The sequence below is a fragment of the Caballeronia terrestris genome (genome assembly GCF_001544515.1).
GTDB lineage: Bacteria > Pseudomonadota > Gammaproteobacteria > Burkholderiales > Burkholderiaceae > Caballeronia > Caballeronia terrestris.
This window is the reverse complement of the sequence record NZ_FCOL02000010.1, coordinates 66,608-90,809: the sequence shown is the minus strand read 5'-3', so window position 1 is coordinate 90,809 and position 24,202 is coordinate 66,608. Positions and strand designations below refer to the sequence as shown.

Annotated in this window: 24 protein-coding genes; 17 read left to right on the top strand and 7 right to left on the bottom strand. The window is 64.2% G+C overall.

What is annotated here, in order from left to right; all coding sequences use genetic code 11:
* Window positions 1–10: 10 nt before the first annotated feature.
* Both AWB67_RS11430 and AWB67_RS11425 read right to left on the bottom strand, forming a co-directional pair.
* Window positions 11–400 carry a methylglyoxal synthase gene (locus AWB67_RS11430; RefSeq protein ID WP_087656355.1) on the bottom strand — a complete coding sequence of 130 codons (390 nt, stop codon included), beginning with the start codon at window positions 398–400 and terminating at the stop codon, window positions 11–13.
* 39 nt (window positions 401–439) lie between these two features.
* A complete protein-coding gene (locus tag AWB67_RS11425; protein WP_087656354.1) occupies window positions 440–1,219 on the bottom strand; it encodes an SDR family oxidoreductase in 780 nt (259 codons plus the stop codon).
* A gap of 286 nt (window positions 1,220–1,505) precedes the next feature.
* On the opposite strand from AWB67_RS11425, the gene upp reads away from it, so the two are divergent.
* From upp to AWB67_RS11370, 13 genes are all read left to right on the top strand, one after another.
* The gene (upp, locus tag AWB67_RS11420; protein ID WP_087656353.1) at window positions 1,506–2,159 is read left to right on the top strand and encodes a uracil phosphoribosyltransferase; all 654 of its coding nucleotides are present in this window, start codon (window positions 1,506–1,508) and stop codon (window positions 2,157–2,159) included.
* 21 nt (window positions 2,160–2,180) lie between these two features.
* Window positions 2,181–2,573 (top strand): hypothetical protein, encoded by a 393-nt coding sequence (locus AWB67_RS40780; protein ID WP_159964830.1) that lies wholly within the window; start codon window positions 2,181–2,183, stop codon window positions 2,571–2,573.
* Window positions 2,536–3,264: a YebC/PmpR family DNA-binding transcriptional regulator gene (locus AWB67_RS11415; protein WP_087656352.1), complete on the top strand. Its 729-nt coding sequence runs from the start codon at window positions 2,536–2,538 to the stop codon at window positions 3,262–3,264. Before AWB67_RS40780 ends, AWB67_RS11415 begins: the two co-directional genes overlap by 38 nt.
* Before the next feature lie 214 nt (window positions 3,265–3,478).
* Window positions 3,479–4,768: a phosphoribosylamine--glycine ligase gene (gene purD, locus AWB67_RS11410; RefSeq protein WP_087656351.1), complete on the top strand. Its 1,290-nt coding sequence runs from the start codon at window positions 3,479–3,481 to the stop codon at window positions 4,766–4,768.
* Between the two features lie 110 nt (window positions 4,769–4,878).
* Window positions 4,879–5,802, top strand: a complete 924-nt coding sequence (gene hemF / locus AWB67_RS11405) for an oxygen-dependent coproporphyrinogen oxidase (protein ID WP_087656350.1) — start codon at window positions 4,879–4,881, stop codon at window positions 5,800–5,802.
* A gap of 25 nt (window positions 5,803–5,827) precedes the next feature.
* The gene (locus AWB67_RS11400; protein WP_235025108.1) at window positions 5,828–6,568 is read left to right on the top strand and encodes a nicotinate-nucleotide adenylyltransferase; all 741 of its coding nucleotides are present in this window, start codon (window positions 5,828–5,830) and stop codon (window positions 6,566–6,568) included.
* 2 nt (window positions 6,569–6,570) lie between these two features.
* Entirely contained in the window at window positions 6,571–7,014 is a 444-nt protein-coding gene (gene rsfS / locus AWB67_RS11395; protein ID WP_087656349.1) for a ribosome silencing factor, read from the top strand.
* A 25-nt stretch (window positions 7,015–7,039) separates the two neighbouring features.
* Entirely contained in the window at window positions 7,040–7,510 is a 471-nt protein-coding gene (rlmH, locus tag AWB67_RS11390; RefSeq protein WP_087656348.1) for a 23S rRNA (pseudouridine(1915)-N(3))-methyltransferase RlmH, read from the top strand.
* Window positions 7,511–7,582: 72 nt separating this feature from the next.
* Window positions 7,583–8,209 (top strand): Maf family protein, encoded by a 627-nt coding sequence (locus tag AWB67_RS11385; protein WP_087656347.1) that lies wholly within the window; start codon window positions 7,583–7,585, stop codon window positions 8,207–8,209.
* A gap of 8 nt (window positions 8,210–8,217) precedes the next feature.
* Window positions 8,218–9,687 carry a ribonuclease G gene (gene rng, locus AWB67_RS11380; RefSeq protein WP_087656346.1) on the top strand — a complete coding sequence of 490 codons (1,470 nt, stop codon included), beginning with the start codon at window positions 8,218–8,220 and terminating at the stop codon, window positions 9,685–9,687.
* A 282-nt stretch (window positions 9,688–9,969) separates the two neighbouring features.
* The gene (locus tag AWB67_RS11375; protein ID WP_125477582.1) at window positions 9,970–10,638 is read left to right on the top strand and encodes a hypothetical protein; all 669 of its coding nucleotides are present in this window, start codon (window positions 9,970–9,972) and stop codon (window positions 10,636–10,638) included.
* Window positions 10,625–10,765 carry a hypothetical protein gene (locus AWB67_RS40775; protein ID WP_159964828.1) on the top strand — a complete coding sequence of 47 codons (141 nt, stop codon included), beginning with the start codon at window positions 10,625–10,627 and terminating at the stop codon, window positions 10,763–10,765. The genes AWB67_RS11375 and AWB67_RS40775 overlap by 14 nt, the downstream gene beginning before the upstream one ends.
* A gap of 12 nt (window positions 10,766–10,777) precedes the next feature.
* Window positions 10,778–11,098, top strand: coding sequence for a hypothetical protein (locus AWB67_RS11370; protein WP_087656344.1), 321 nt, complete (start codon window positions 10,778–10,780; stop codon window positions 11,096–11,098).
* A gap of 52 nt (window positions 11,099–11,150) precedes the next feature.
* Here AWB67_RS11370 and waaC read toward each other — a convergent pair whose 3' ends face one another.
* From waaC to AWB67_RS11355, 3 genes are all read right to left on the bottom strand, one after another.
* Window positions 11,151–12,128, bottom strand: a complete 978-nt coding sequence (waaC, locus tag AWB67_RS11365; RefSeq protein ID WP_087656343.1) for a lipopolysaccharide heptosyltransferase I — start codon at window positions 12,126–12,128, stop codon at window positions 11,151–11,153.
* A 49-nt stretch (window positions 12,129–12,177) separates the two neighbouring features.
* Window positions 12,178–13,896 carry a lipid A export permease/ATP-binding protein MsbA gene (gene msbA / locus AWB67_RS11360; protein WP_200822210.1) on the bottom strand — a complete coding sequence of 573 codons (1,719 nt, stop codon included), beginning with the start codon at window positions 13,894–13,896 and terminating at the stop codon, window positions 12,178–12,180.
* Between the two features lie 169 nt (window positions 13,897–14,065).
* The gene (locus tag AWB67_RS11355) at window positions 14,066–15,172 is read right to left on the bottom strand and encodes an O-antigen ligase family protein (protein ID WP_235025107.1); all 1,107 of its coding nucleotides are present in this window, start codon (window positions 15,170–15,172) and stop codon (window positions 14,066–14,068) included.
* A 311-nt stretch (window positions 15,173–15,483) separates the two neighbouring features.
* On the opposite strand from AWB67_RS11355, the gene AWB67_RS11350 reads away from it, so the two are divergent.
* Together AWB67_RS11350 and AWB67_RS11345 are read left to right on the top strand one after the other, a co-directional pair.
* The gene (locus AWB67_RS11350) at window positions 15,484–16,479 is read left to right on the top strand and encodes a glycosyltransferase family 2 protein (protein ID WP_235025106.1); all 996 of its coding nucleotides are present in this window, start codon (window positions 15,484–15,486) and stop codon (window positions 16,477–16,479) included.
* 115 nt (window positions 16,480–16,594) lie between these two features.
* Window positions 16,595–17,356, top strand: coding sequence for a glycosyltransferase family 2 protein (locus AWB67_RS11345; RefSeq protein WP_087656341.1), 762 nt, complete (start codon window positions 16,595–16,597; stop codon window positions 17,354–17,356).
* A 4-nt stretch (window positions 17,357–17,360) separates the two neighbouring features.
* Here AWB67_RS11345 and AWB67_RS11340 read toward each other — a convergent pair whose 3' ends face one another.
* Window positions 17,361–18,431, bottom strand: a complete 1,071-nt coding sequence (locus tag AWB67_RS11340; RefSeq protein ID WP_087656340.1) for a glycosyltransferase family 4 protein — start codon at window positions 18,429–18,431, stop codon at window positions 17,361–17,363.
* On the bottom strand, window positions 18,431–21,985 hold the full coding sequence (dnaE, locus tag AWB67_RS11335; protein ID WP_200822209.1) for a DNA polymerase III subunit alpha: 3,555 nt from the start codon (window positions 21,983–21,985) through the stop codon (window positions 18,431–18,433). The genes AWB67_RS11340 and dnaE overlap by 1 nt, the downstream gene beginning before the upstream one ends.
* Window positions 21,986–22,200: 215 nt before the next feature.
* Between dnaE and AWB67_RS11330 the strand changes: the two genes are divergently transcribed.
* Window positions 22,201–23,067, top strand: coding sequence for a sulfurtransferase (locus tag AWB67_RS11330; RefSeq protein ID WP_087656338.1), 867 nt, complete (start codon window positions 22,201–22,203; stop codon window positions 23,065–23,067).
* A complete protein-coding gene (gluQRS, locus tag AWB67_RS11325) occupies window positions 23,064–23,939 on the top strand; it encodes a tRNA glutamyl-Q(34) synthetase GluQRS (protein ID WP_235025116.1) in 876 nt (291 codons plus the stop codon). Before AWB67_RS11330 ends, gluQRS begins: the two co-directional genes overlap by 4 nt.
* The last annotated feature ends 263 nt before the right edge of the window (window positions 23,940–24,202 follow it).

Here is a 24,202-nt window from a genome sequence, read left to right as displayed (position 1 = left end):
GATTGGCCGGTCACGCCGCGCGCGAAAAGCGCAGCTTGAGCTCGTCGAGGATCATGCGCGCCGTCGAGATGTTCGTCGCGCACGGGATGTTGTGCACGTCGCAGGCGCGCACGAGCGCGTTGATGTCGGGTTCGTGCGGCTGGGGCGTCATCGGGTCGCGCAGGAAGATCACGACGTCCACGCGCCCTTCCGCCAGTTCCGCGCCGATCTGCAAGTCGCCGCCGTGCGGGCCCGAGAGCTTGCGCTCGACCTCCAGCCCGTGCGCCGCCGCGATCCGCGAACCGGTCGTGCCGGTCGCGAGCAACTGGCATTGCGCGAGCGTATCGACGTATTCGCCCGCCAGCGCGACGATGTCGTCCTTCTTCATGTCGTGCGCGATCAAAGCGACGCGTGTGCTCATGAGGGTGTATCTCCTGTTTATGTTTATCGAGTGGGCCCGTTAATACGTGCCCGGATAAGCCCCGCCGTCGATGAGCCAGTTCTGCCCGATCACGTACCCGGCGTGCACGCTGCACAGGAACGCACAGGCGCGGCCGAATTCGTCGGGCGTGCCGAAGCGGCCGGCGGGCAGGCTCTTCGCGCGGCGCGCACGCGCTTCCTCGAGCGTGATGTTCTCCGCCTTCGCCTGCGCCACGAGCGTGACCGCGATGCGATCCGTGTCGAACGCGCCCGGCAGCAGGTTGTTAATCGTGACGCCGGTCGAAGCGACCCTGCGCGCGACGCCCGCGACGAAGCCCGTGAGCCCCGAGCGCGCCCCGTTCGACAAACCGAGCACGTCGATCGGCGCCTTCACCGACGAGCTCGTGATGTTCACGATCCGCCCGAACCCGCGGTCGATCATGCCGTCGATGGTCCGCTTGATCAGCTCGATCGGCGTGAGCATGTTGGCGTCGAGCGCCCTGATCCAGTCGTCGTGCGAGAACTGGCGGAAGTCGCCCGACGGCGGTCCGCCCGCGTTGTTCACGAGGATGTCGGGCGACGGACACGGCGCGAGCGCCGCCGCGTGGCCTTCGGGCGTGGTGATATCGCACGCGACCGCCGTCACGTCGACGCCGTACTTCGCGCGGATCTCGGCGGCGGTGGCCTCGAGCGTCTCCTTCGTGCGCGCGGTGATCACGAGATTGACGCCCTCGGCGGCGAGCGCTTCGGCGCAGCCGCGCCCGAGTCCTTTGCTGGCGGCGCAAACCAGGGCCGTGCGGCCCGCGATTCCCATATCCATCGTTGCTCCTTTCGGTTGACTTGTGACGAGATGCCGCTGTCGATGCCGGGACGGACCCGTTCGCGCAATTCTAGAAGAATCGGGGCGCGGACGTTGGACGCATCCTCGACGCCCTGACCGCCGTCCGTCGAATCTTGGCGATGGTCCATCCCAAATTCGGTAAACTGGCGAGATCGCCTAAAGCGCGGCGCATGTGCGCTCCAGGCGTCGACAGCATCACGGCATAGCAAGGCACGAGCGCCGTCGGCCGAACCTCACTTCCAGCAGCGCCTCGCGCGCGAATCCCATGAAACAGGACAGCCGTTTTCCGAATCTCTTCATCCTCGATCACCCGCTGATCCAGCACAAGCTCACCCACATGCGCGACAAGGACACGTCCACGCGCACGTTCCGCGAGCTCCTGCGCGAAATCACGCTGCTGATGGGCTATGAAATCACCCGCAACCTGCCGCTCACGACCAAGCGCGTGGAAACGCCGCTCGTCGAGATCGACGCGCCCGTGATCGCCGGCAAGAAGCTCGCGATCGTGCCGGTGCTGCGCGCGGGCATAGGCATGTCGGACGGGCTGCTCGATCTCGTGCCGTCGGCGCGGGTCGGCCACATCGGCGTGTATCGCGACGACGATCATCGCCCGGTCGAGTATCTCGTGCGCCTGCCGCCAGACCTGGAGGAGCGCGTCTTCATCCTGTGCGATCCGATGGTCGCGACGGGCTATTCGGCGGTGCACGCCGTCGACGTGATGAAGCGGCGCAAGGTGCACGGCGAAAACATCATCTTCGTGGCGCTGGTCGCGGCGCCCGAAGGCGTGAAAGTTTTTTCCGATGCGCACCCGGACGTGAAGCTGTACGTGGCGTCGCTGGATTCGCACCTGAACGACCATGCTTATATCGTGCCCGGCTTGGGCGACGCCGGCGACCGGCTGTTCGGCACCCGCAACTGAGGCTGGCCGAAGCTCATCCGCATGCGGGACGATTCCCAAACGTCCCGCGAAAACCCCTCTTTCCGGCGTTTTCCGATTGTCTGCGGCCGTTTTTCGCGGCTGGCGGCGCCTGATGGCATCGGGCGCCGTGATAAAATTTCGTTTTGCTCAAACTCGCGGCCGCAGGCATGCAGCGCAGGCATCGATCCTGCGGAAAACGCCGCAGCCCAAGCGGGACGCAGCACCGCCGATGCAAGAGCGGGCAAAACCCAGGCAAAAAAGCACGCATCGATCGACGCTCTCCCAAGCCGGTCGCAAGCCGGTCGCTTAAGCCGGGCGGACACATTGAAACAAGGCGCGCGGTTCATCGACCCTGCGCGCGGGACGGAGAAAGGTAATGGCGGGTCATTCGAAATGGGCCAACATCAAGCATAAGAAAGCAGCGGCCGATGCGAAGCGCGGCAAGGTCTGGACGCGTCTCATCAAGGAAATCCAGGTCGCGGCCCGCATGGGCGGCGGCGACGCCGACACGAACCCGCGCCTGCGGCTCGCCGTCGACAAGGCGTACGACGCCAACATGCCCAAGGACAACATCAACCGCGCGATCCAGCGCGGCACGGGCGGCGTAGACGGCGCGAACTACGAGGAAATCCGCTACGAAGGCTACGGCATCGGCGGCGCGGCGATCATCGTCGACACGATGACGGACAACCGCACGCGCACGGTGGCGGAAGTGCGGCACGCGTTCTCGAAGTTCGGCGGCAACATGGGCACGGACGGCTCGGTGTCGTTCATGTTCGATCACGTCGGCCTGTTCCTGTTCGCGCCCGGCACGCCGGAAGACAAGCTGATGGACGCGGCGCTTGAGGCGGGCGCGGACGACGTCGTGACGAACGAGGACGGCAGCATCGAGGTGATCTGCCCGGCGAACGATTTCCCGAAAGTGAAGAGCGCGCTGGAAGGCGCCGGCTTCAAGGCGGAACTCGCCGAAGTCACTATGAAGCCGCAAACGGAAGTCGAATTCAGCGGCGACGAGGCGGCGAAAATGCAAAAACTGCTCGATGCGCTCGAAAATCTCGACGACGTGCAGGAAGTCTTTACAAACGCGGCGATCAACGACGCGTAATGGCGCTCAGGCGCGCGCATGGAACGGGTTTCGCTTTAGTTCGAACTGACGCGGATAGCGTGAGACGGAAATTGTTGCCGCAAAGTGCGTGACGCCGCAGACACTCGCGCGAGCGCCCTTCTCAATTGACCTTGTTCCAGCACCAACGACAGCAACCCGCACCGTCGACTCGCGCGACGCCGCCACTGGCTTTTTAAGTATTTCGGGGATTCAAATGAAGTTACTCGTCGTCGGTTCCGGCGGTCGCGAACATGCTCTCGCCTGGAAGCTCGCGCAGTCGCCGCGCGTCCAGATCGTCTACGTGGCGCCCGGCAACGGCGGCACCGCGCAGGACGAGCGCCTGCGCAACATCGACATCACCGATCCGGCCGCTCTCGCCGATTTCGTCGAGGCCGAGCACGTGTCGCTGACGGTCGTCGGCCCCGAAGCGCCGCTCGCGGCGGGCATCGTGAACCTGTTCCGCTCGCGTGGCCTCAAGATTTTCGGGCCGACGAAGGAAGCCGCGCAGCTCGAAAGCTCGAAGGATTTCGCGAAGGCGTTCATGAAGCGCCACCATATCCCGACCGCCGAGTACGAAACCTTCACCGATGCCGCCGCCGCCCACGCGTATCTCGACGCGAAAGGCGCGCCGATCGTCATCAAGGCCGACGGGCTCGCGGCCGGCAAGGGCGTGGTCGTCGCGACGTCGCTTGAAGAAGCGCACGCGGCCGTCGATTCGATGCTCGCCGACAACAAGCTCGGCGACGCCGGCGCGCGCGTCGTGATCGAGGAATTCCTGGAAGGCGAGGAAGCGAGCTTCATCGTGATGGTCGACGGCAAGCACGTGCTGGCGCTGGCGTCGAGCCAGGACCACAAGCGCCTGCTCGACGGCGACCGCGGCCCGAACACCGGCGGCATGGGCGCGTACTCGCCCGCGCCGATCGTCACGCCACAACTGCACGCGCGCGTGATGCGCGAAATCATCCTGCCGACGGTGCGCGGCATGGAAAGCGAAGGCATCCGCTATACCGGTTTCCTCTACGCCGGCCTGATGATCGACGCGCACGGCAACCCGAAGACGCTCGAATTTAACTGCCGCATGGGTGACCCGGAGACGCAGCCGATCATGGCGCGTCTGAAGGGCGATTTCTCGAAAGTGGTCGAACTGGCGATCGCCGGGACGCTCGACGGCGCGGAGCTCGAATGGGACCGTCGTACGGCGCTCGGCGTCGTGATCGCCGCGCACCATTACCCGGAGACGCCGCGCAAAGGCGACCGCATCAGCGGCATTCCGGCCGAAACCGCCAACGCCGTGACATTCCACGCGGGCACGACGCTCGCGGACGGCAAACTGACGACCAACGGCGGACGGGTGCTGTGTGTCGTCGGATTGTCGGATTCGGTGCGCGGCGCCCAATCCGTGGTCTACGATACAGTGAACCAGATTTCCTTCGACGGCATGCAGTATCGCCGCGACATCGGCCATCGCGCGGTAAACCGCAAGCAGGCCGATCGCCACGGCTGAACGGACCGGTGAATGAGGCTTCACTCGCGCTGCCGGACCTTCGCGTCCGGCAGCGCGTTTTTAAGGGAACGCTTTAAAACCGTGCGCCCGTATCACGCAATACAGCAACGATGACCGACACGACCCCCGACGTACAAGCTGTCCGCACTTACCTCACCGGCCTGCAGGCGCAGATCGCCTCGACGCTCGGCGCCTTCGACGGCGCCGCGTTCGCCACCGACCTCTGGCAGCGCGGCCCCGAGGAACGCCTGCGCGGCGGCGGTTGCACGCGGATTCTCGAAAGCGGCGCGTTTTTCGAGCGCGGCGGCATCGGCTTCTCGGACGTGGCGGGCGATGCGCTGCCGCCGTCCGCGAGCGCCGCGCGGCCGCAGTTGGCCGGGCGCGGCTTCGAGGCGCTTGGGGTCTCGCTCGTAATGCATCCGCGCAATCCGCACTGCCCGACAGTGCACATGAACGTGCGCCTTTTAATGGCGACGAAGGAAGGCGAAGCGCCGCTCTTCTGGTTCGGCGGCGGCATGGATCTAACGCCCTGCTACGGCTACGAGGAAGACGCGCGACAATTCCACCGCGTCTGCCGCGACGCGCTGGAACCGTTCGGCGCCGATCTGTACCCCCGCTTCAAGACGTGGTGCGACGAATATTTCTATCTGAAGCACCGCGACGAACGGCGCGGCATCGGCGGGATTTTTTTCGACGATTATTCGGAGCCCGGCTTCGAGCGCTCATTCGCGATGATGAAAAGCGTCGGCGACGCGTTTCTGAAGGCGTATCTGCCGATCATCGAGCGCCGCCGCGACACGCCGTACACTGAAGCGGAGCGCGACTTCCAGGCGTACCGGCGTGGCCGTTATGTCGAATTCAACCTGGTTTTCGATCGCGGCACGCATTTCGGGCTGCAAAGCGGGGGACGCACCGAATCGATCCTGATGTCGATGCCGCCCGTCGCGAACTGGCGCTACAACTGGCAGCCGGAGCCGGGCACGCCGGAAGCGCGGCTTTATACCGATTTCCTCGTGCCGCGGGATTGGGTGTAATGCGCTCGTGGCGCTCGTGCGGCTCGTGTTTCGAGGCGCTCACCGGACAAAGGATCGACCACTGAATCCGAATCGACTTTCTGCGCGACGCGTCGGCCTGCTCGGCGGCACGTTCGACCCGATCCACGACGGACACCTCGCGCTCGCGGCGCGTTTCGTCGACTTGCTGCAACTGACCGAACTCGTGCTTCTGCCAGCCGGCCAGCCGTGGCAAAAAAAGGACGTCTCGGCGCCGCAGCACCGGCTCGCGATGACGCGCGCCGCGGCGGCGTCGATGCGCTTCGAGGGCGTCGAGGTGATCGTCGCCACCGATGAAGTCGAGCGCGACGGCCCGACCTACACCATCGATACGCTCGCGAGCTGGCGCGAGCGCGAAGGCGCGGATGCATCGCTCGCGCTTCTGATCGGCGCCGACCAGCTCGTGCATCTCGATTCCTGGCACGACTGGAAACGCCTCTTCGACTTCGCGCACGTCTGCGTGGAAACGCGGCCCGGCTTCGATGTATCGACCGTACCGGGAGCGGTCGCGGCCGAAGTCGCTGCGCGCCGTGCGCCGCCGTCCGTGTTGCAGTCGACGCCGCACGGCGGTTTCCTGATCGACGAGACGCTCGCGGTGGAAGTCTCGGCGACCGCCATCCGCGAAGCCGTGCGCGCGATGAGCCGCTCCTCACTCCAGTCCCACCCGGCGGGCCACCCTGACGCGAGAAGCCAGGTCCCGCCCACCGTGTGGGACTATATTGTTCAACATCATCTGTATCAACGGTAACTATGGAAATTCAAAAACTTCAACGCGCGATCATCGACGGTCTCGAAGACGTCAAGGCGCAGGACATCAAGGTGTTCAACACGACGCACCTGACCGCCCTCTTCGACCGTGTGATCGTCGCGAGCGGCACCTCGAACCGGCAGACCAAGGCACTCGCGAACAGCGTGCGCGAGAAGGTCAAGGAACAGGGCGGCGACGTCGTGAGCACCGAGGGTGAAGAGGTCGGCGAATGGGTGCTGGTCGATTGCGGCGACGCCGTCGTGCACATCCTGCAACCCGCGCTGCGCCAGTACTACAACCTCGAAGAGGTGTGGGGCGACAAGCCGGTGCGCGTCAAGCTGCAGACCCAGAACACGTTCGGCGGCGCACGCGCGAGCGAGCCGCTGGAAGACGACGAGGACGACGCACCCGCCGCCAGGCCGGCCCGCAAGACGACGCGCCGCTAAGCCGCGGCTTCACGCGGCGCGCGTCATGAAATTGCATATCCTCGCGGTCGGACACAAGATGCCCGACTGGATCACGAGCGGCTTCGACGAATACGCGAAGCGCATGCCGCCGGAACTGCGCATCGAACTGCGCGAGATCAAGCCGGAGCAGCGCTCGTCGGGGCGCAACGCCGAGAGCGTGATGGCGGCCGAGCGGCAACGCATCGAAGCGGCGCTGCCGAAGAACGCGCGCGTGATCGCGCTCGACGAACGCGGCCGCGACTGGACCACGATGCAGCTCGCGGGCGCCCTGCCCGGCTGGCAGCAGGACGGACGCGACGTCGCGTTCGTGATCGGCGGCGCCGACGGGCTCGATCCCAGCGTCAAGGCGCGTGCCGAAGTGCTGCTGCGCGTGTCGAGCCTGACGCTGCCGCACGGTATGGTCCGCGTGCTGCTCGCCGAACAGCTTTACCGCGCGTGGAGCATCACGCAGAATCATCCCTATCATCGCGCCTGAGATCACGCCAGAGACCCGACCTTCTCCCGTCGAAAGCGGTCCTCGCGCCTCCCTTCCGAGACCCGCTTTCCCATGACGACTTCTTCGCCGCTTCATCCCTTCGTGTATCTCGCGTCGCAAAGCCCGCGAAGGCAGGATCTGTTGCAACAGCTCGGCGTGCGCTTCGAGTTGCTGCTGCCGCGTCCGGGCGAAGATGCCGAAGCGCTCGAAGCCGAGCTTCCCGGCGAAGCGCCCGATGCATACGTGCTGCGCGTCTGCGCGTTGAAGGCCGAGGCCGCGCACGCGCGACGCGTAAGCGGTCATCACGCAGCCGCACCGATCCTCGTCGCCGATACCACCGTCACCGTCGATGGCGCCATCATGGGCAAGCCCGCCGATGCTGCCGAAGCCATCGCGATGCTCGAACGCCTTGTCGCGCGCGAGCATGAAGTGCTGACGGCGCTCGCCGTCGTCGATGCGGAAGGCGCGCTGCTGCCACCCGCGCTCTCGCGCTCTAAAGTACGCTTCGGTGCCATCGATCGTGCTGCGTTGCAGCGTTACGCCGCGACCGGCGAGCCGCTCGGCAAGGCCGGCGCATACGGCATCCAGGGACGGGCGGCTGAGTTCATCGAGCGGATCGAGGGGTCCTATTCGGGTATCATGGGTCTGCCCCTTTTCGAAACCGCAGCACTCTTGCGCGTGGCGCGCGTCGACTTCTAAAACAGGCCATGAACGAAGAAATCCTGATCAACGTCACACCGCAGGAAACCCGCGTTGCACTCGTTCAGCAAGTCGCCGTGCAGGAGCTTCACGTTGAACGCACGCTGTCGCGCGGACGCGTCGGCAATGTCTATCTCGGCAAAGTCGTGCGCGTGTTGCCAGGCATGCAGTCCGCGTTCATCGACATCGGCCTCGAGCGCGCCGCGTTCCTCCATGTCGCCGATATCTGGCATCCGCGCATTCCGGGCGTCTCGCATTCGAACACGCCGCATACGCCGATCGAGAAGATCGTGTTCGAAGGACAGTCGCTGATGGTGCAGGTCGTGAAGGACCCGATCGGCACGAAGGGCGCGCGGCTGTCCACGCAGGTGAGCATCGCCGGACGTACGCTGGTGTATTTGCCGCAGGAACCACATATCGGGATTTCGCAGAAAATCGAGAGCGAGGCCGAGCGCGAAGCCGTGCGCGCGCGGCTCACCGCCGTGCTGCCCGCCGACGAGAAAGGCGGCTACATCGTGCGCACGATCGCCGAGGACGCGACGAGCGAAGAACTCGCCGCCGATGTCGCGTATCTGCGCAAGACGTGGGCGACGATCGTCGCTCAGGCGCAGCGCGTGCCGCCGACCACGCTGCTCTATCAGGACCTGAACCTCGCGCAACGCGTGCTGCGCGATTTCGTCAACGATGAAACCACGCGCATTCAGGTCGATTCGCGCGAAACGTATCAGATGCTCGCCGACTTCGCCGCCGAGTTCACGCCAGCGGTGGCCTCGCGCGTGCATCACTACACGGGCGAGCGGCCGCTCTTCGATTTGTACAACATCGAGGCGGAGATTCAACGGGCGCTGTCGCGGCGCGTCGACCTGAAGTCGGGCGGCTATCTGATGATCGACCAGACCGAGGCGATGACGACCATCGACGTCAATACGGGCGGCTACGTCGGGGCGCGCAATTTCGACGATACGATCTTCAAGACCAATCTCGAAGCCGCGCATACGATCGCGCGGCAGTTGCGGCTGCGCAATCTGGGCGGGATCATCATCATCGATTTCATCGACATGGAGAACGTCGAGCATCGCGATCAGGTGCTGGGCGAGTTGAAGAAGGCGCTGTCACGGGATCGCACGCGGGTGACCGTCAATGGGTTCTCGCAGCTCGGGCTCGTCGAGATGACGAGGAAGCGGACGCGCGAATCGCTCGCGCATGTGCTGTGCGAACCGTGTCCGGTGTGCGAGGGCAAGGGGCAGGTGAAGACGCCACGCACGGTGTGCTACGACGTGCTGCGCGAGATCATGCGGGAATCGCGGCAGTTCAATCCGCGCGAGTTTCGCGTGGTGGCGTCGCAGCAGGTGATTGATCTGTTTCTTGAGGAAGAGTCGCAGCATCTCGCGATGCTGATGGATTTCATCGGGAAGCCGGTTTCGCTGCAGGTGGAGTCGAATTTGAGTCAGGAACAGTACGATATTGTGTTGATGTGACGGCTTTCTGCCCGGCCACGCCATCGCGCTTCCTTTTAATGGCTACCGACATCAAGAAGCTGAGAGCGCCGCCGTGGGTGTGACCGCACGCACGTCCCGAATTTCTCTCTCTGCTCGCTCTGCTCGCTCCATCGCTACGCCTTGGTTCGGCTTATTGAGATGCCCTTCGCGCGAAGGGAGCGAGATTTGTCCCTCCACAATAAGAGAACGCAATGATTGGGGACCGAACTTATCTTATATCGAGGGTATCGATACACGCTTCGTCTGCGGCCTGACTACGACGTGAATTGGCCTTGGTGGAGCGCCGACGAACGGCAGAACGCGGTCGAGAATGGCCGCAAAATGTTTGACGCGGCGCACTTGGATATATGGGAGCGAAACGCGGAGTTGGTCGCCCGAGTGCAGAAATTCTTGGGCAACGCCTTTCCGTGGCATAGCGCTCGCAACGCCCGTGACACGCTCGAAGAACTGGCTCGCAGCGTGCGGCAAGGCGCGGTGTACGTGGTTCAGGAAAAGATTCCCTCGTCAGGCGGCTACGTACCACCGGCGCAACGGAAGGCGCCATGGCTCGGCGCTGCGGAAGAAGCGGCGTCGGACATGTCGTTCAAAGAACGGTATCTCGCGCAGCTCGAACGGATAAACGCCGAGCGCCCCTCGTGGGAAGTGACCGAGGCGCTGCTCGACGACATCAACGCGGGCTTCATGGTTCGCATGACAAGCGCGTCGCCACTGCTCGACGCCATGTTTGAGGCGGCGGGCTGGAAGGACAAATATGCCGACACTCCGGGCGTCGTACCCTCACTGCTTACCGATGCGCAACCGTTCGAGTATGGCGAAGAAGCCACCCCTGCCAGCTGCGGACAGTCAGTTTGGGTGGTTGCCGCGCACCAGCGGCCCGGCCGATACCTGGGTCGTGAACCCGTCCGGAAGCGGGCAAATGCGGCTCTATGACAGCAAAGGGAACGCGGCGGTCAATATCGACTTCGATCATGATCACGGATTCGGCAGCCCTCACGCGCATAACTGGGACGGTAACAGCCGCGACAAGGGCAACGCCTTTGCCCTCCTGCCCTACTGACTCACTCCAATCATGAACGACCTCAAAAGCTTCACTTATATTCACGATTGGTATATCGACATCCTCGCCGTAACGGATGACGGCGATAGCCTGACATTGGGACTAAAACTGGATGATCGGCGCGCAACCGTGACATTCGCCGAAACGACCAGATGCGTGATCGAACACTACGGCCTTCTCAACATTGTCTACGACATCAAGTTTCTGGAACCTGGCACGCCGCGCTACGACCAAGCCCTGAAAGCGCTCGAAAAGTCTGATCGATTCTCCGAAAAAGAGCCGATACATCTCGCTCTGGTCGCTGCGACAGTCGGCGTTGAAAATGATCGTTGAATTCAGGTCATTGCGAATCGAATCCGCATAACCTTGCGATAGAGGCGCGCGCCTAAATAGCCGCGCCTCGCCCACTCACCCCCTCGATCGCCTCCAGCGCCTCCTCCACCGACGGCGCCCTTCCATCATCTCCGATGGACCGCACCACCCCCGGAATCTCCACCCCGAAATGCGGCCGCGACGTCGCGGTGAAGATCATCACCGTCGGCTTGCGCAGCGCGGTGGCGAGGTGCACGAGCCCCGTATCCGTCCCGACGACGAGCGCCGCCAGTTCCACATGCTGCGCGATCTCCTGGATCGACAGCTTCGGCAGCACCCTTGCGCCCTCCAGCCCTTGGGCGATCGCCTCCGCTTCACGCAATTCGCCCTCGGAGCCCCACGGAATCAGCGGTGTAATCCCACGCTCCAGAAGCGAGCGCCCCACCGCGATCCAGTTGGCCGTCGGCCACTTCTTCTCGTCCTTCGACGTCGCGTGAAACAGCAGCGCAAACGGCATGTCCTTCATCGCCTCGGGCTTCGTGGCGGGCTTCGGGATCGAGAAGACGGTAGGCGGGACGGCCTCGATCGAATAGCCGAACGTCTCGCTGAGCGTGCGGCGCATGCCTTCCCACGCGTTGGCATCGTTGCGCGGCGCGAATCGATGGGTGTAGGCGAACGCGGCGCCGCGCTCGCCCAGATTCACCGCCGAATAGCCGAAGCGGCGCTTCGAACGCGTCAGGAACGAAATGATCGCGCTCTTGTAGACGCCGTGAAGATCCAGCACGGCGTCATAACGTTCCTGCCGCAGATCCGAAATCGACGACCAGATCGCCGACAGATCGCCCAGGCTGCGCATCTTCTTGAAGCGTCTGAGAGGAGCGCACAACACGCGTGCGACGCCTGGGTTCCAGCGCGGAATGTCGGCGAAGGCGTCGTCGACGGCCCAGTCGATCGTCACGCCAGGGAACGCCCGATGCAGGTCGCCCACGACCGATTGGGCATGTATCACATCACCGAGCGAGGTGACCTTCACCACCAAAATTCGCTTCATTCTGCTGCCACGTTACGGGCGTGAGCCGCCCGGTTGATCAAAAGACGCCTCACGCCGCCTGCTGCTGATACTGAATCCGGTGCAGGTGCGCGTAGAGCCCGTCGTGCTGCAGCAACTCGGCGTGACTGCCCTGCTCGGCGATACGCCCCGCCTCCATCACGAGGATGCGGTCCGCGCGCTCGATGGTCGACAGCCGGTGCGCGATCACGAGCGTCGTGCGGCCCTTCATCAGCGTTTCGAGCGCGGACTGCACGTGGCGCTCGGATTCGGAATCGAGGGCGGAAGTCGCTTCGTCGAGGATCAGGATCGGCGCGTCCTTGTAGATCGCGCGCGCAATCGCGAGCCGCTGACGCTGCCCGCCCGACAACCGCATGCCATTGCCGCCGACGAGCGTATGGACGCCGTCGGGCATCGCCGCGACGACATCCGCGAGATTCGCCGCCACGAGCGCTGCCTGCACGCGGTCACGATCGGGCGTCGTGCCGTACGCGACGTTCGCCGCGATCGTGTCGTTGAAGAGCACGACGTCCTGGCTCACCATCGCGAGCTGGCTGCGCACGTCATGCAGACTGTATTCGGTGAGCGGCACGCCGTCGATGAGCACTTCGCCCTGCGTCGGATCGAAGAAGCGCGGCAGCAGGTTGACGAGCGTCGTCTTGCCGCTGCCCGACGGTCCCGCGAGCGCGACCATCTCGCCCGGCGCGACCTTGAACGACACGCGATCGAGCGTCGGCCGGTCGGGGGAGCCGTAGTTGAACGACACTTCGCGGAACTCGACGTGACCCTTCGCGCGCTCAAGCGGACGGCCGCCACCATCCGGCTCGGCTGGTTCATCGATCAGGCCGAAGATGAGTTCCGCCGCCGTCATGCCGCGCTGCATCGGCTGGTTGATGTCGATCAGGTGCTTGAGCGGCGAAATCACGAGCAGCATCGACGTGACGAACGCGACGAAGCCGCCGACCGTAGTCTGGTCGCTCGCCGATTGCACGACCGCGATCGTGATCACGATGGCGAGCGCGATCGACGCGAGAAACTGCGTGAGCGGCTGCGCGAGGCCGCCGGAGACCTGCATGCGCATCGAATAGCCGCGCAGGCGGTGGCTCATTTCGTTGAAGCGGCCCATTTCGTAGGGCTCGCCATTGTTCACCTTGACGACCTTGTAGCCGCCCACCGTCTCCTCGACGATGTACGACAGCTCGTTCGTGAGCATTTGATGCTCGCGGTTCAGGCGCCGCAGACGCCGGTTGATCTTGGACACGAGCCACCCGATGCCCGGCAGGATCACCGCGACGATGAGCGTCAGGCGCCAGTTGAGGATGAACAGATAGCCGAGCAGGAACACGACCGTGAGCGAATCGCGCACCAGCGTGACGATGACGCTGGAAAGTACCTGCAGGATCTGATTGACCTCGAAGACAATCGCGTTGATGACCGTGCTCGCCGTCTCGCGCTGAAAGAAGCCCGCGCTCGTGTGGATCATGCGTTCGAACATCTTGAGCCGCAGTTGCAGCAGAATCTTGTTCGACACGTACGAGAGCAGATAGCCCGACGCGTATTGCGCAACCCCGCGCACGACCGACAGCCCGATCACCGCGGCCGGCACGACCCAGATGGCCTTGTCGCTGCCCTTCGCGCCGAAACCGTGGTCGAGTAGCGGCTTGAGCAGCATCGGAATGCCGGCCTCGCTCGCGGCGACGAAACCCATCGCGATGAGGCCGAGGATCACGATGCCCATCAGCGGCTTGATGTAAGGCCACAAGCGCCTCATCACGGCCGTGGGCGACGTGGTTTGGCCCCCGCCGATGGTCTTGCTTAAACTCGCTTGCTGATTCAAAAACGCACCTCACTTCGCTGTACAACAATCAGGGCGTGACGATCGCGGCCGCACCCGGAAGATCGATGGTGCGCGCCGCGTAAAATGCCGCGTCGCGCGCCCTTCAGGCGGACGGACCCGTGCCCGGCTTGCCCAGCGGCATGCGCGCGTCGTGGGCGATGACGGCGAGCAGCACGGCCCAGAACAGCGCGATCAGCGCGGTGCTCATGACGACCGTGAAGACATCGATACTCAAGCCAAAGATGATAACCGAGCCGGATACGGCGATGCCGCAATATGCAGCCGTCGACACATCGCTGTTCGGCGATTTGCGGTGTCGGATGAAATAGACGAGCGGTCCCGCGTACAGCAGCGCAAGGCAGAGAACACCCGCGCCGCCGAGTTCCGCGATCGTCGAGAAAAACTCGCTGTGCGCACGCTGGTTGACGACGAGCGGCGACACCTCGCCCGCCTTCGCCATCTCCCGCAACGACGATTCGAGCCGCCCCTTGCCGATGCCCAGCGCCGGATGGGCCTCGAAAAGCCGCAGCGACGCCCGCCACAGTTGCAAGCGGGCACCGATCGAGCTGTCGGCGGCCGCTCCGTATTCCAGGCGCGTCAGATCCGACTTCGTCGCCGTCAGCCGCTCCTGTCCGTGCGGCGTGGCGAGGAGCGCTGACATCGCGATCACCGCTGCCGCAACGGCCGCAAACCAGTGCCGCTTGTGCCTGATCCAGCCGAAATTCAGCGAGCACAGCACAAGGAAGAGCGGTATCGCAAGCCAGCCGCCACGCGTGCCCGACATATACGACGCGTAAATGCCCGCTGCGAGACCGAGCAACTTGACCGACACTGCGATCCGCTTGTGGTCGGTATCCCACCGTATCGACATCGCAGAAAGAAAGCCGAGCAGGAGCGCCGTATTGCCATACGGAATCGGGTTCGTGTAGGCGTTGCCGAGGCGCGCGAGCTCTGTCGCCGTCATGTGCATGGCACTGTCGAGCGCCCACAGCCCAGCGCCGATCGCGCCGAATGCGCAGCCCCAGCCAATCGCTTTCAGCGACTTGACCGGTACGTTCGCGAGCAGAAGGAAGATCGGCAGACTGAGCGCGAAGCGCGACATGCCGTCGAATTCGCGTGGCAGGTAATATCCTTCGACAGCTTGCTGGGCGGGCAGCAGCACCATGAAAACGAGCATGCCGGCGGTGTAGAGCGGGAACGCCTTGAACAATAGCCTCGGGTCCAGCCGATATCGCTTCGTAAAGGCGAGCGCCAGTGCAAGGAAAAGTAATGCGAAGAAACAGTAGCCAGTTCCCCCGCGCATGACCAGCGTAGTCGCCGGTGCCAGAAAAACAAGACCGGCAATGAGAAAGCGTAGACTTTTTTCCAGAATCATGAAGTGGGTGGACCCGCTGGTCCGTTCGCTTGTCCCAAAAACCCGCGCTATTATAGCCGCAGCCGCCTGGCGCATACCGGACGCGTGCTTCGCGAGATACCCGATGCCGTTCATGCCCAGGCCTTAAGACGCTCTCTGGAACAGAAATGCCCGCAACGCCTCATCGAGAGCCGGCTGCGCCGCTCGCGAGCCTGATGCTTATCACCTTCAATCAGCAACATAGCGTCGCTGACGCCATTCGGGGCGCACTGTCCCAGACCTGGACGCCACTGGAAGTCCTCATCTCGGACGATGCCTCCACGGACGACACGTTCGCCATTGCTGAGAAATGCGTTAGCGGCTACGACGGTCCGCATACGGTGCGCCTCTTTCGAAACGAGACGAACCTCGGCATCAGCGCGCATTTGAGCGCGCTCGCCGCTAGGGCTTCGGGACAACTCCTCTTCGTGGCCGCAGGCGACGACATCTCCATGCCCCAGCGATGCGAGCGTGTGATGAACGCTTGGATCGAAAGCGGCAAGCGCTACGGCCTGATCGCCACCGACCTGCAGGACCTCGACGCCGCCGGCAACGTCCACGACATCCTAACGGTGACCGACCTATCCGGCTATCAGGGCTTCGACGACTGGTCGCGCAGCCGGCCGCACGTCGTGGGCGCGGCGCACGCCTGGGCTCGGCGGCTCTTTACCGAATTCGGCCCGATGGAGCCAGGCATCTACGGCGAAGATCAGATCATGGTGTTTCGCGCGATCATGAGCGGCGGCGCCTTCACGCTGCGCGAACCGCTCGTGCAGTATCGGCGTGGCGGCTTGTCGAGGAAGCGCCGCTGGCGCACGCCGGGCGAGTTCGTCGCGCGCATCAAGCTCGCGAATGTGAACGGCACGGGCGAGACACGGCAATTGCAACGCGACGCAAACCGAGTCGGCGCGGGCGACAAGATGCGTGCGCTTCTGGCCAAGAAAGCGGCGCGCGAGGAGTATGTCGCAGCGGTTTTCAGTAACCAGCCGTTGTCGCGAAAGCTCGCCATGCTCGTGGGAGCGGCAAACGTAAGCGCAGGATTTCGCATTCGCATGTTCGTGTATGCGACGTGCCCGTGGCTCCTGAGCCCGTTCTTTTTCATCAAATGGCACTTGCGGGCGTGATCCGGAACATCGCCTCCAGCGATTTCACCATCGAATGGCGTCCGCAGCCGCGCCCCTCGCTTCCCAAGCGTTCAACCGCGTCAACACGGGTCTCCGTGAATACCCCACACGCTCCATGACCCAGCCTACCCTCGGCATCGCCATCATCACGTATAACGCGGCGGCCCGGCTCGCCCAGTGCCTGTCGGCTGTCTCGTTCGCCGACGAGATCGTCGTGATCGACGGCGGCAGCACCGATGCGACCGCCGGCATCGCCGAGGCGCATCGCGCGCGCGTGATCGAAGCGCGCGACTGGCCGGGCTTCGGCCCGCAGAAAAACCGCGCGCTCGACGCGCTTTCCACCGACTGGGTGCTCTCCATCGACGCCGACGAAGTCGTCACGCCTGAACTAGCCGCATCGATTCGCGCAGCGATCACAGACCCGCGCTCCGATGTCTATTCGGTCGATCGGCTGTCGAGCTTCTGCGGCGTGTGGGTGCGGCACAGCGGCTGGTATCCGGACTGGATCCCGCGCCTCTTCAAACGCGGCACGGCGCGCTTTTCCGACGATCTCGTGCACGAGCGCCTCGTGCTGTCGACGGGAAAGCCGGTCGCGCGGCTCGAAGGCCGGCTCATGCACTACTCGTACGAGGATTTCGAGACGGTGCTGCGCAAGCTCGACGCGTATTCGAGCGCCGGCGCCGAACAGCGCCACGCGGCGGGCAAGCGCGGCAGCTTCAGCATCGCGGTGACGCGCGGCGCGTGGGCGTTCCTGCGGACGTATTTTCTGCGGCGCGGCTTTCTCGACGGCCGCACCGGCTTCATGATCGCGGTCGTAAACGCGCAAACGGTCTATTACCGTTTCCTGAAGCTCGCGCAACTGAACGAGCCACATTGAAGCGTCAGCGGCTCGCGTGGATATTGTTTGCGAGCGCGAGCAGCTCCGCGACGTGCACGGAAACGTCCGCGTCGTAGAGAATCGCCTCGCGCGACACGAGTTCGCGCGCTGGCGGCGCCTGAACCGCCTGCTCGATGACGCGGCGCAGATCGGCGGCGTCGCCGGAACAGAAGATGTGCTTCGCGTGGTCCGCGATCGCATCGCAGCAGCCGATGCTCTGTGGAAAGATCACCGGCGTGCCACACATCACCGACTCCACTCCGACGAGCCCGAACGGCTCGTAGGTCGAGGCTAGGATCGTGAAATCGGCGGCGCGGTAGCAATCCTCGATATTTTTCGCGTAGCCGATATAGCGCACGCACGCCGACGGCTTCTCCGGCGCGCGCCCCGCAACCGCGACGACCACCGGCAGCGTCGTGCCGGCCAGCGCTTTTTCGATCAGCGGCAAGCCTTTTCGCACATGGCTGCTCGACGGAAACAGCAGCACGATTTCGTCGTCGGCGAAATTGAACTGCTTGCGCAGTTTCGCGCGCGTCGGGGCATCGACTGGGGAAAAGCGCCGGCTGTCCACCGGCGGATACAGCACGCGAATCTTCCGGTCGTCGATGCCGTAGAGCGTGCGCAGTTCGTCGCGCATCAGCTTCGAATGCGCGACGATCACGCGCGCGGCGCGGTACTGGCGCTTCTCCAGCGCGATCTGCCGGCTATCCGACTGCTTTTCGCGCCGCCCGGTGGCCTTCAGAAAGCCGATATGCGTGCCGCCGCAAATCGCGATCTCCGACGATTCCACCCGATTGCAGCCGATCAGCACGTCCACCTGCGCCTTGCGGCGCGCGCGCCTGAGCGCCCAGGAGAACCACGCGTCGCGAAACTTGCCGGGCAGCAAGCCGACTTTGATCCGGTGCGCCTCGACGAGTTGCGCCTCCGGCAGCGACGCGTCGATCTTGCGCGCGAAGAACGCGGGCTTGCGGCTGCCGGTGAATCCGGCTTCCGCGAGGCCGCGCACGAGGTCCATCGCGTAGCGTTCGAGGCCGCCGCTCAAGCGCAGCGCGTTGGCGGAGATGCCGAGTCGCATCAATAGACGATCTCGATCGAGCTGCCGGCGAATTCGCCGCGCAGCGCCGTGATGAGATCGTCGGTGGGCTTGACGCGCCAGGCATCGCCGAGTCGCACTTCGCCTTCGGCGTGCTCGCTGCGATACACGATGCTCACGTTCAGGCCGCTCGGGATGTGCACCGGCTGGCGCTGTCCCCGGCCGAAGTCGCGCTCGCCACGCTGGCCGCCGCGCGAGGGCATCGGCGCGGGGGCGCTCGCCGGTTCGTCGGGCCCGGCGCAATGCGCTTCGAGCACGCGTTTCAGGCGCAGCGCATCGGCGTTGCCGTTCATCTCGAGCTTAACCGCCTGCGCATAACGGCTGCGCGCGCGTTCGAGGTCCATCGCCGATTCGACCGTGAAGCGGATGCCGCCCGTGAACGCATCGTTGCGTGCCTGGCCCTGCACGACGAGCAGCTCGTCTTCCTTGAAGAGCGCCTTGTTGGCCTCGAACTGCTCGTTGAAGACGGTGACTTCGCACTGGCCGGTGCCGTCGTCGAGATTGACGATCAGCATCTTGCCGCGCTGGGTCATCTGCGTGCGCATCATCGTGATGACGCCCGCGACGAGCTTGTCGCGCCCTTCCTTCAATTCGCCGATCTTCTGGCGCACGAAGCGTCGCACTTCGGATTTGTAGGCGTCGAACAAATGGCCCGACAGGTAGAAGCCGAGCGCCGTCTTTTCTTCCTGCAGGCGCTTCTTGTCCGACCACGCGGGTTCGTCGACGAGTTCGTGGCCCTGCTGCGGATGGTCGCCCATGTCGAAGAGACCGGCCTGCATCGCGTTGGCGGCGGCCTGGTCGGCGGCTTCCATCGCGAGCGGGACGGAGGCGATCAGTTGCGCGCGGTTCTCGTGGAGCGCGTCGAACGCGCCGGCGCGGATCAGCGCCTCGACCGTGCGGCGGTTCACGACGCGCCGGTCGACGCGCAGGCAGAAATCGAAGAGATCGGTGAACGGCGCTTCTTCGCGCACGCGCAGGATTTCCTCGATCGCGTTCTGGCCGCTGCCCTTCACGGCGCCGAGGCCGTAGCGGATCGTCTTAGAGCGCTTGCCGTCGGCTTCCGGAACCGGCTCGAAGCGATACGCCGACTGGTTGATGTTCGGTGGCAGCACCGACATGCCGTTGTTCAGGCAGTCCTCGAACAGGATCTTGACCTTGTCGGTGTCGTCCATGGCGAGCGACATGTTGGCCGCCATGAATTCGGCCGGATGGTGCGCCTTGAGCCAAGCCGTGTAGTAGGCCAGGAGCGCGTAAGCCGCCGCGTGCGACTTGTTGAAGCCGTAGCCCGCGAACTTTTCCATCAAGTCGAAGATTTCGTCGGCTTTCGTTGCCGTCAGGCCGTTGACCGCTGCGCCCTGCCGGAACAGCTCGCGATGCTGCGCCATCTCCTCGGCTTTCTTCTTGCCCATCGCGCGGCGCAGCAAGTCGGCGCCACCGAGCGAATAGCCGCCGATGATCTGCGCCATCTGCATCACCTGCTCCTGGTAGACCATGATGCCGTAGGTCTCTTTCAGGACGGGTTCGACGCGCGGGTCCGGATATTCGACGATCTCGCGCCCATGCTTCCGCGCGCAGAAGCTCGGAATCAGGTCCATCGGACCCGGCCGGTACAGCGCCACGAGCGCAATGATGTCCTCGAAGCGGTCCGGCTGCGCGTCCTTCAGCATGCCCTGCATGCCGCGGCTTTCAAGCTGGAACACGGCGACGGTGTTCGCTTTCTTGAGGATGCTGAACGAAGCGGGATCGTCGAGCGGAACCTGCGCGAGATTCCAGTTTTCCTTCGACGGATCGAGCCGGCGGATGTAACGCTCCGCCCAATCCAGGATGGTGAGCGTGGTCAGGCCCAAGAAGTCGAACTTGACGAGGCCGACGGCTTCGACGTCGTCCTTGTCGTACTGGCTGACGACGCCGCCGTCCTCGCCCTGCGTGTAGAGCGGGCAAAAATCCGTGAGCTTTCCGGGCGCAATCAGCACGCCGCCCGCGTGCATGCCGACGTTACGCGTCAAGCCTTCGACGCGCTGCGCGAGCTCCAGCAACTGGTGCACTTCGTCTTCGTTGTCGAAGCGCTCCTGCAGCGCGGGCTCTTCCTTCATCGCGTCGGCGATGGTGACGTGCTTGCCCGGCTTGAACGGAATCAGCTTCGCGATGCCGTCGGTGAACATGTAGCCGAGATCGAGCACCCGGCCGATGTCGCGCACCGCCGCCTTCGCCGCCATCGTGCCGAAGGTCGCGATCTGCGAGACGGCGTCCGCGCCGTACTTCTGCTTCACGTATTGAATGACGCGGTCGCGCCCTTCCTGGCAGAAGTCGATGTCGAAGTCGGGCATCGACACGCGTTCCGGGTTCAGGAAACGTTCGAACAGCAGGTTGTAGCGCAGCGGATCGAGATCGGTGATGCCGAGCGCGTACGCGACGAGCGAACCCGCGCCCGAACCCCGCCCCGGGCCGACCGGCACGCCGTTGTTCTTCGCCCACATGATGAAGTCGGCGACGATCAGGAAGTAGCCCGGGAAGCCCATCTTGATGATGGTATTGCACTCGAAATCGAGGCGCGCGTAGTACGTTTCGCGCTGTTTCTCGCGCTCGGCTTCGTCGGGAAAGAGCTGCGCCAAGCGCACTTCGAGGCCGTCCTTCGACAACTGCACGAGATAGTCGTCGAGCGACATGCCGTCGGGCGTCGGGAAGAGCGGCAGCTTCGGCTTGCCGAGTTCGAGCGTGAGATTGCAGCGCTTGGCGATCTCGACGGTATTCGCGATCGCCGACGGCATGTCCGCGAACAGCGCGCACATCTCGTCCTGCGTGCGGAAATACTGGTCCGTCGTGAAGCGCTTCTGGCGACGCGGATTCGCGAGGATGTCGCCCTCCGAGATGCACACGCGCGCTTCGTGGGCGGTGAAATCGTCGGGCGTCATGTACTGCAGCGGGTGCGTGGCGACGACCGGCAGCTTCAGCTTCGCCGCGAGCGCGACCGCCTGCTGGATGTACGTCTCCGCGCCCGGCTGCCCGGCACGCTGCAATTCGATGTAAAACGCGTTCGGAAAGAGCTTCGCCCAGCGTTCGGCGTTGCGCTGCGCGGCCTGGTCGTTGCCGGCGGCGAACGCCATGCCGATGTCGCCCTGCTGCGCGCCCGAAATTGCGAGCAGGCCCTCGGCAAGGCCGCCTTCGAGCCATTCGAATTGGACTTCCGCGCGCCCGCGATATTGATTGGTTAGCCACGCGCGGCTCAGCAACTCGCACAAATTGAGATAACCGACCTTGTCGCGCACGAGCAAAACGAGGCGCGAAGGTTTGTCGCGATCGGCCGGATTCGTGATCCAGACGTCGCAGCCGGCGATGGGTTTGACCCCTTTGCCGCGCGCTTCCTTGTAGAAGCGCACGAGACCGAACGCGTTGCCGAGATCGGTGAGCGCGAGCGCGCCCTGACCGTCTTTGGCAGCGGCTTTGACGACGTCGTCCAGACGCACGATGCCATCGGCAATCGAGAACTCGGAGTGGACGCGGAGATGAACGAAGCGGGGATCTGACATGGGCGATATTGTACATGCCCCTCTTCGCGAAATTCTCGCTCGCGCCCGCGTTGGCCGATCGGACAAGGCCCCGCTCTGTCTTGAAAATGGCCGCGAAAGCAGGCGCCGCGGGGCGCGGCGAATTGGCCGACCGGCCGATCCGGGCGCCAGCGCGGTTTGCGGGATAATACGGGTTTCGCGAGCCGCCGGATTGTCTGGCTTCGCCGGTTTTCACAGCAACCTACATGAATATCGTCAACCTCTCCGCCTACAAATTCGTAACCATCGACGACGGCGCCGCGTGGCGGCCGCTCGTGACCGAGCGCTGCGCCGCGCTCGGCCTGAAGGGCACGATTCTGCTGGCCCCGGAGGGCATCAACCTGTTTGTCGCGGGCGGAATCGAAGACGTCCGCGCGTTCATCGACTACATTCGCAGCGATGCCCTTTTCGAAGGCAAGTTCGCCGATCTGCAGTTCACGGAAAGCCTTTCCGAAAAGCAGCCGTTTCGCCGCATGCTGGTGAAACTCAAGCGCGAAATCATCACGATGAAGAAGCCCGCGATCCGGCCCGAACTCGGCCGCGCGCCCTTCGTCGATGCGCCGACGCTCAAAAACTGGCTCGATCGCGGCCACGACGACGAGGGCCGCCCCGTCGTCATGCTGGATACGCGCAACGCGTTCGAAGTCGATGTCGGCACGTTCGACAACGCGCTCGATTACCGCATCACGAAATTCAGCGAGTTTCCGGAGGTGATCGAGCAGAATCGCGCTGATTTGGAAGGCAAGACGGTCGTGTCGTTCTGCACCGGCGGGATTCGCTGCGAAAAGGCGGCGATCCATATGAAGGAAGTCGGCATCGATCACGTGTATCAGCTCGAAGGCGGCATCCTGAAATACTTCGAGGAGGTCGGCGGCGCGCATTACAACGGCGAGTGCTTCGTGTTCGATTACCGCACGGCGCTGAACCCGAACCTCGAGCCGACCGCGACGTCGCAATGCTTCGGCTGCCGGACGGTGGTGAGCGTGGAGGACCAGAAGTCCGATTTCTACGTGCCGGGCAAGACGTGCCCGGCGTGTCATCCGGACGCTCGCGGGGAGTCGCGCGCGGCGTGAGCGGCTATCGCGGACGATTCGCGCCCTCGCCCACCGGGCCGCTGCACATCGGCTCGCTTGTGAGCGCGCTGGCGAGCTGGCTTGATGCGCGGGCGCATCGGGGCGCGTGGATCGTGCGGATCGAAGACGTCGATGGTCCGCGCACCGTGCCCGGCGCCGCCGACGACATTCTCGCGACGCTCGCGCGCTTTCACATGCACTCGGACGAGCCGCCCGTGTGGCAGAGCCAACGCGACGAGGCCTACGAAGCGGCGTTCGTTAGCTTGCAGGCGGCAGGATTCGTTTATCCCTGCGGCTGCACGCGCCGCGAAATTGCCGATTCCCTATTGAATACGCACATGCGGCACGCGACGCTCGCCTATCCGGGCACTTGCCGCGACGGTCTGCACGGCCGCGCGCCGCGCGCGTGGCGGCTTCGCGTGCCCGACGGCGCGGCGGCGCGTGTGAGTCTTGTGGATCGCTGGCAAGGCGCGCAGTCGCAGGATCTAGCCACCGAAGTCGGCGATTTCGTGCTCAAGCGCGCGGATGGACAGTGGGCGTATCAACTGGCGGTCGTCGTCGATGATGCGGAGGCTGGCATCACGAATGTCGTGCGCGGCGCCGATCTGCTCGACTCCACCGCGCGACAGATTTATCTGCAGCAGTGTCTCGGCGTGGCGACGCCTGCGTATCTGCATGTGCCGCTCGTCACGAACGACGACGGCGAGAAGCTCAGCAAGCAGACGGGCGCTACGGTGCTGAATCTCGACGATCCGCTCGCGACGCTTTCTGACGCGGCGCGATATCTGGGGATCGAAGCGGGTACGGCTCGCACGCTCGATGAGTTCTATTCGGCCGCGACGGCTGAATGGGCGAAGCGCTTCTGTCCGTAGCCGATCGCGAGGCGTCCGCAATAGTCCATCGCTGTATTTCGCGAACGCGTCGCGCATTGACGCGAAGAACGCAGATGCTGCCCGCTGACGGGCTATCTGACGGCCCAGTAAAACTAAAGCCCCGCTACTCATTGATCATTGAAGTAACGGGGCTTTATGACTGGCTCTGGCGGAGAGACGGTCCGCCATATATAGCATCTTAAGTAGTCGTGATTCATCGCAACCAGTTGAATTTTACCAGTCAATTCAACGCACTTCCGGCC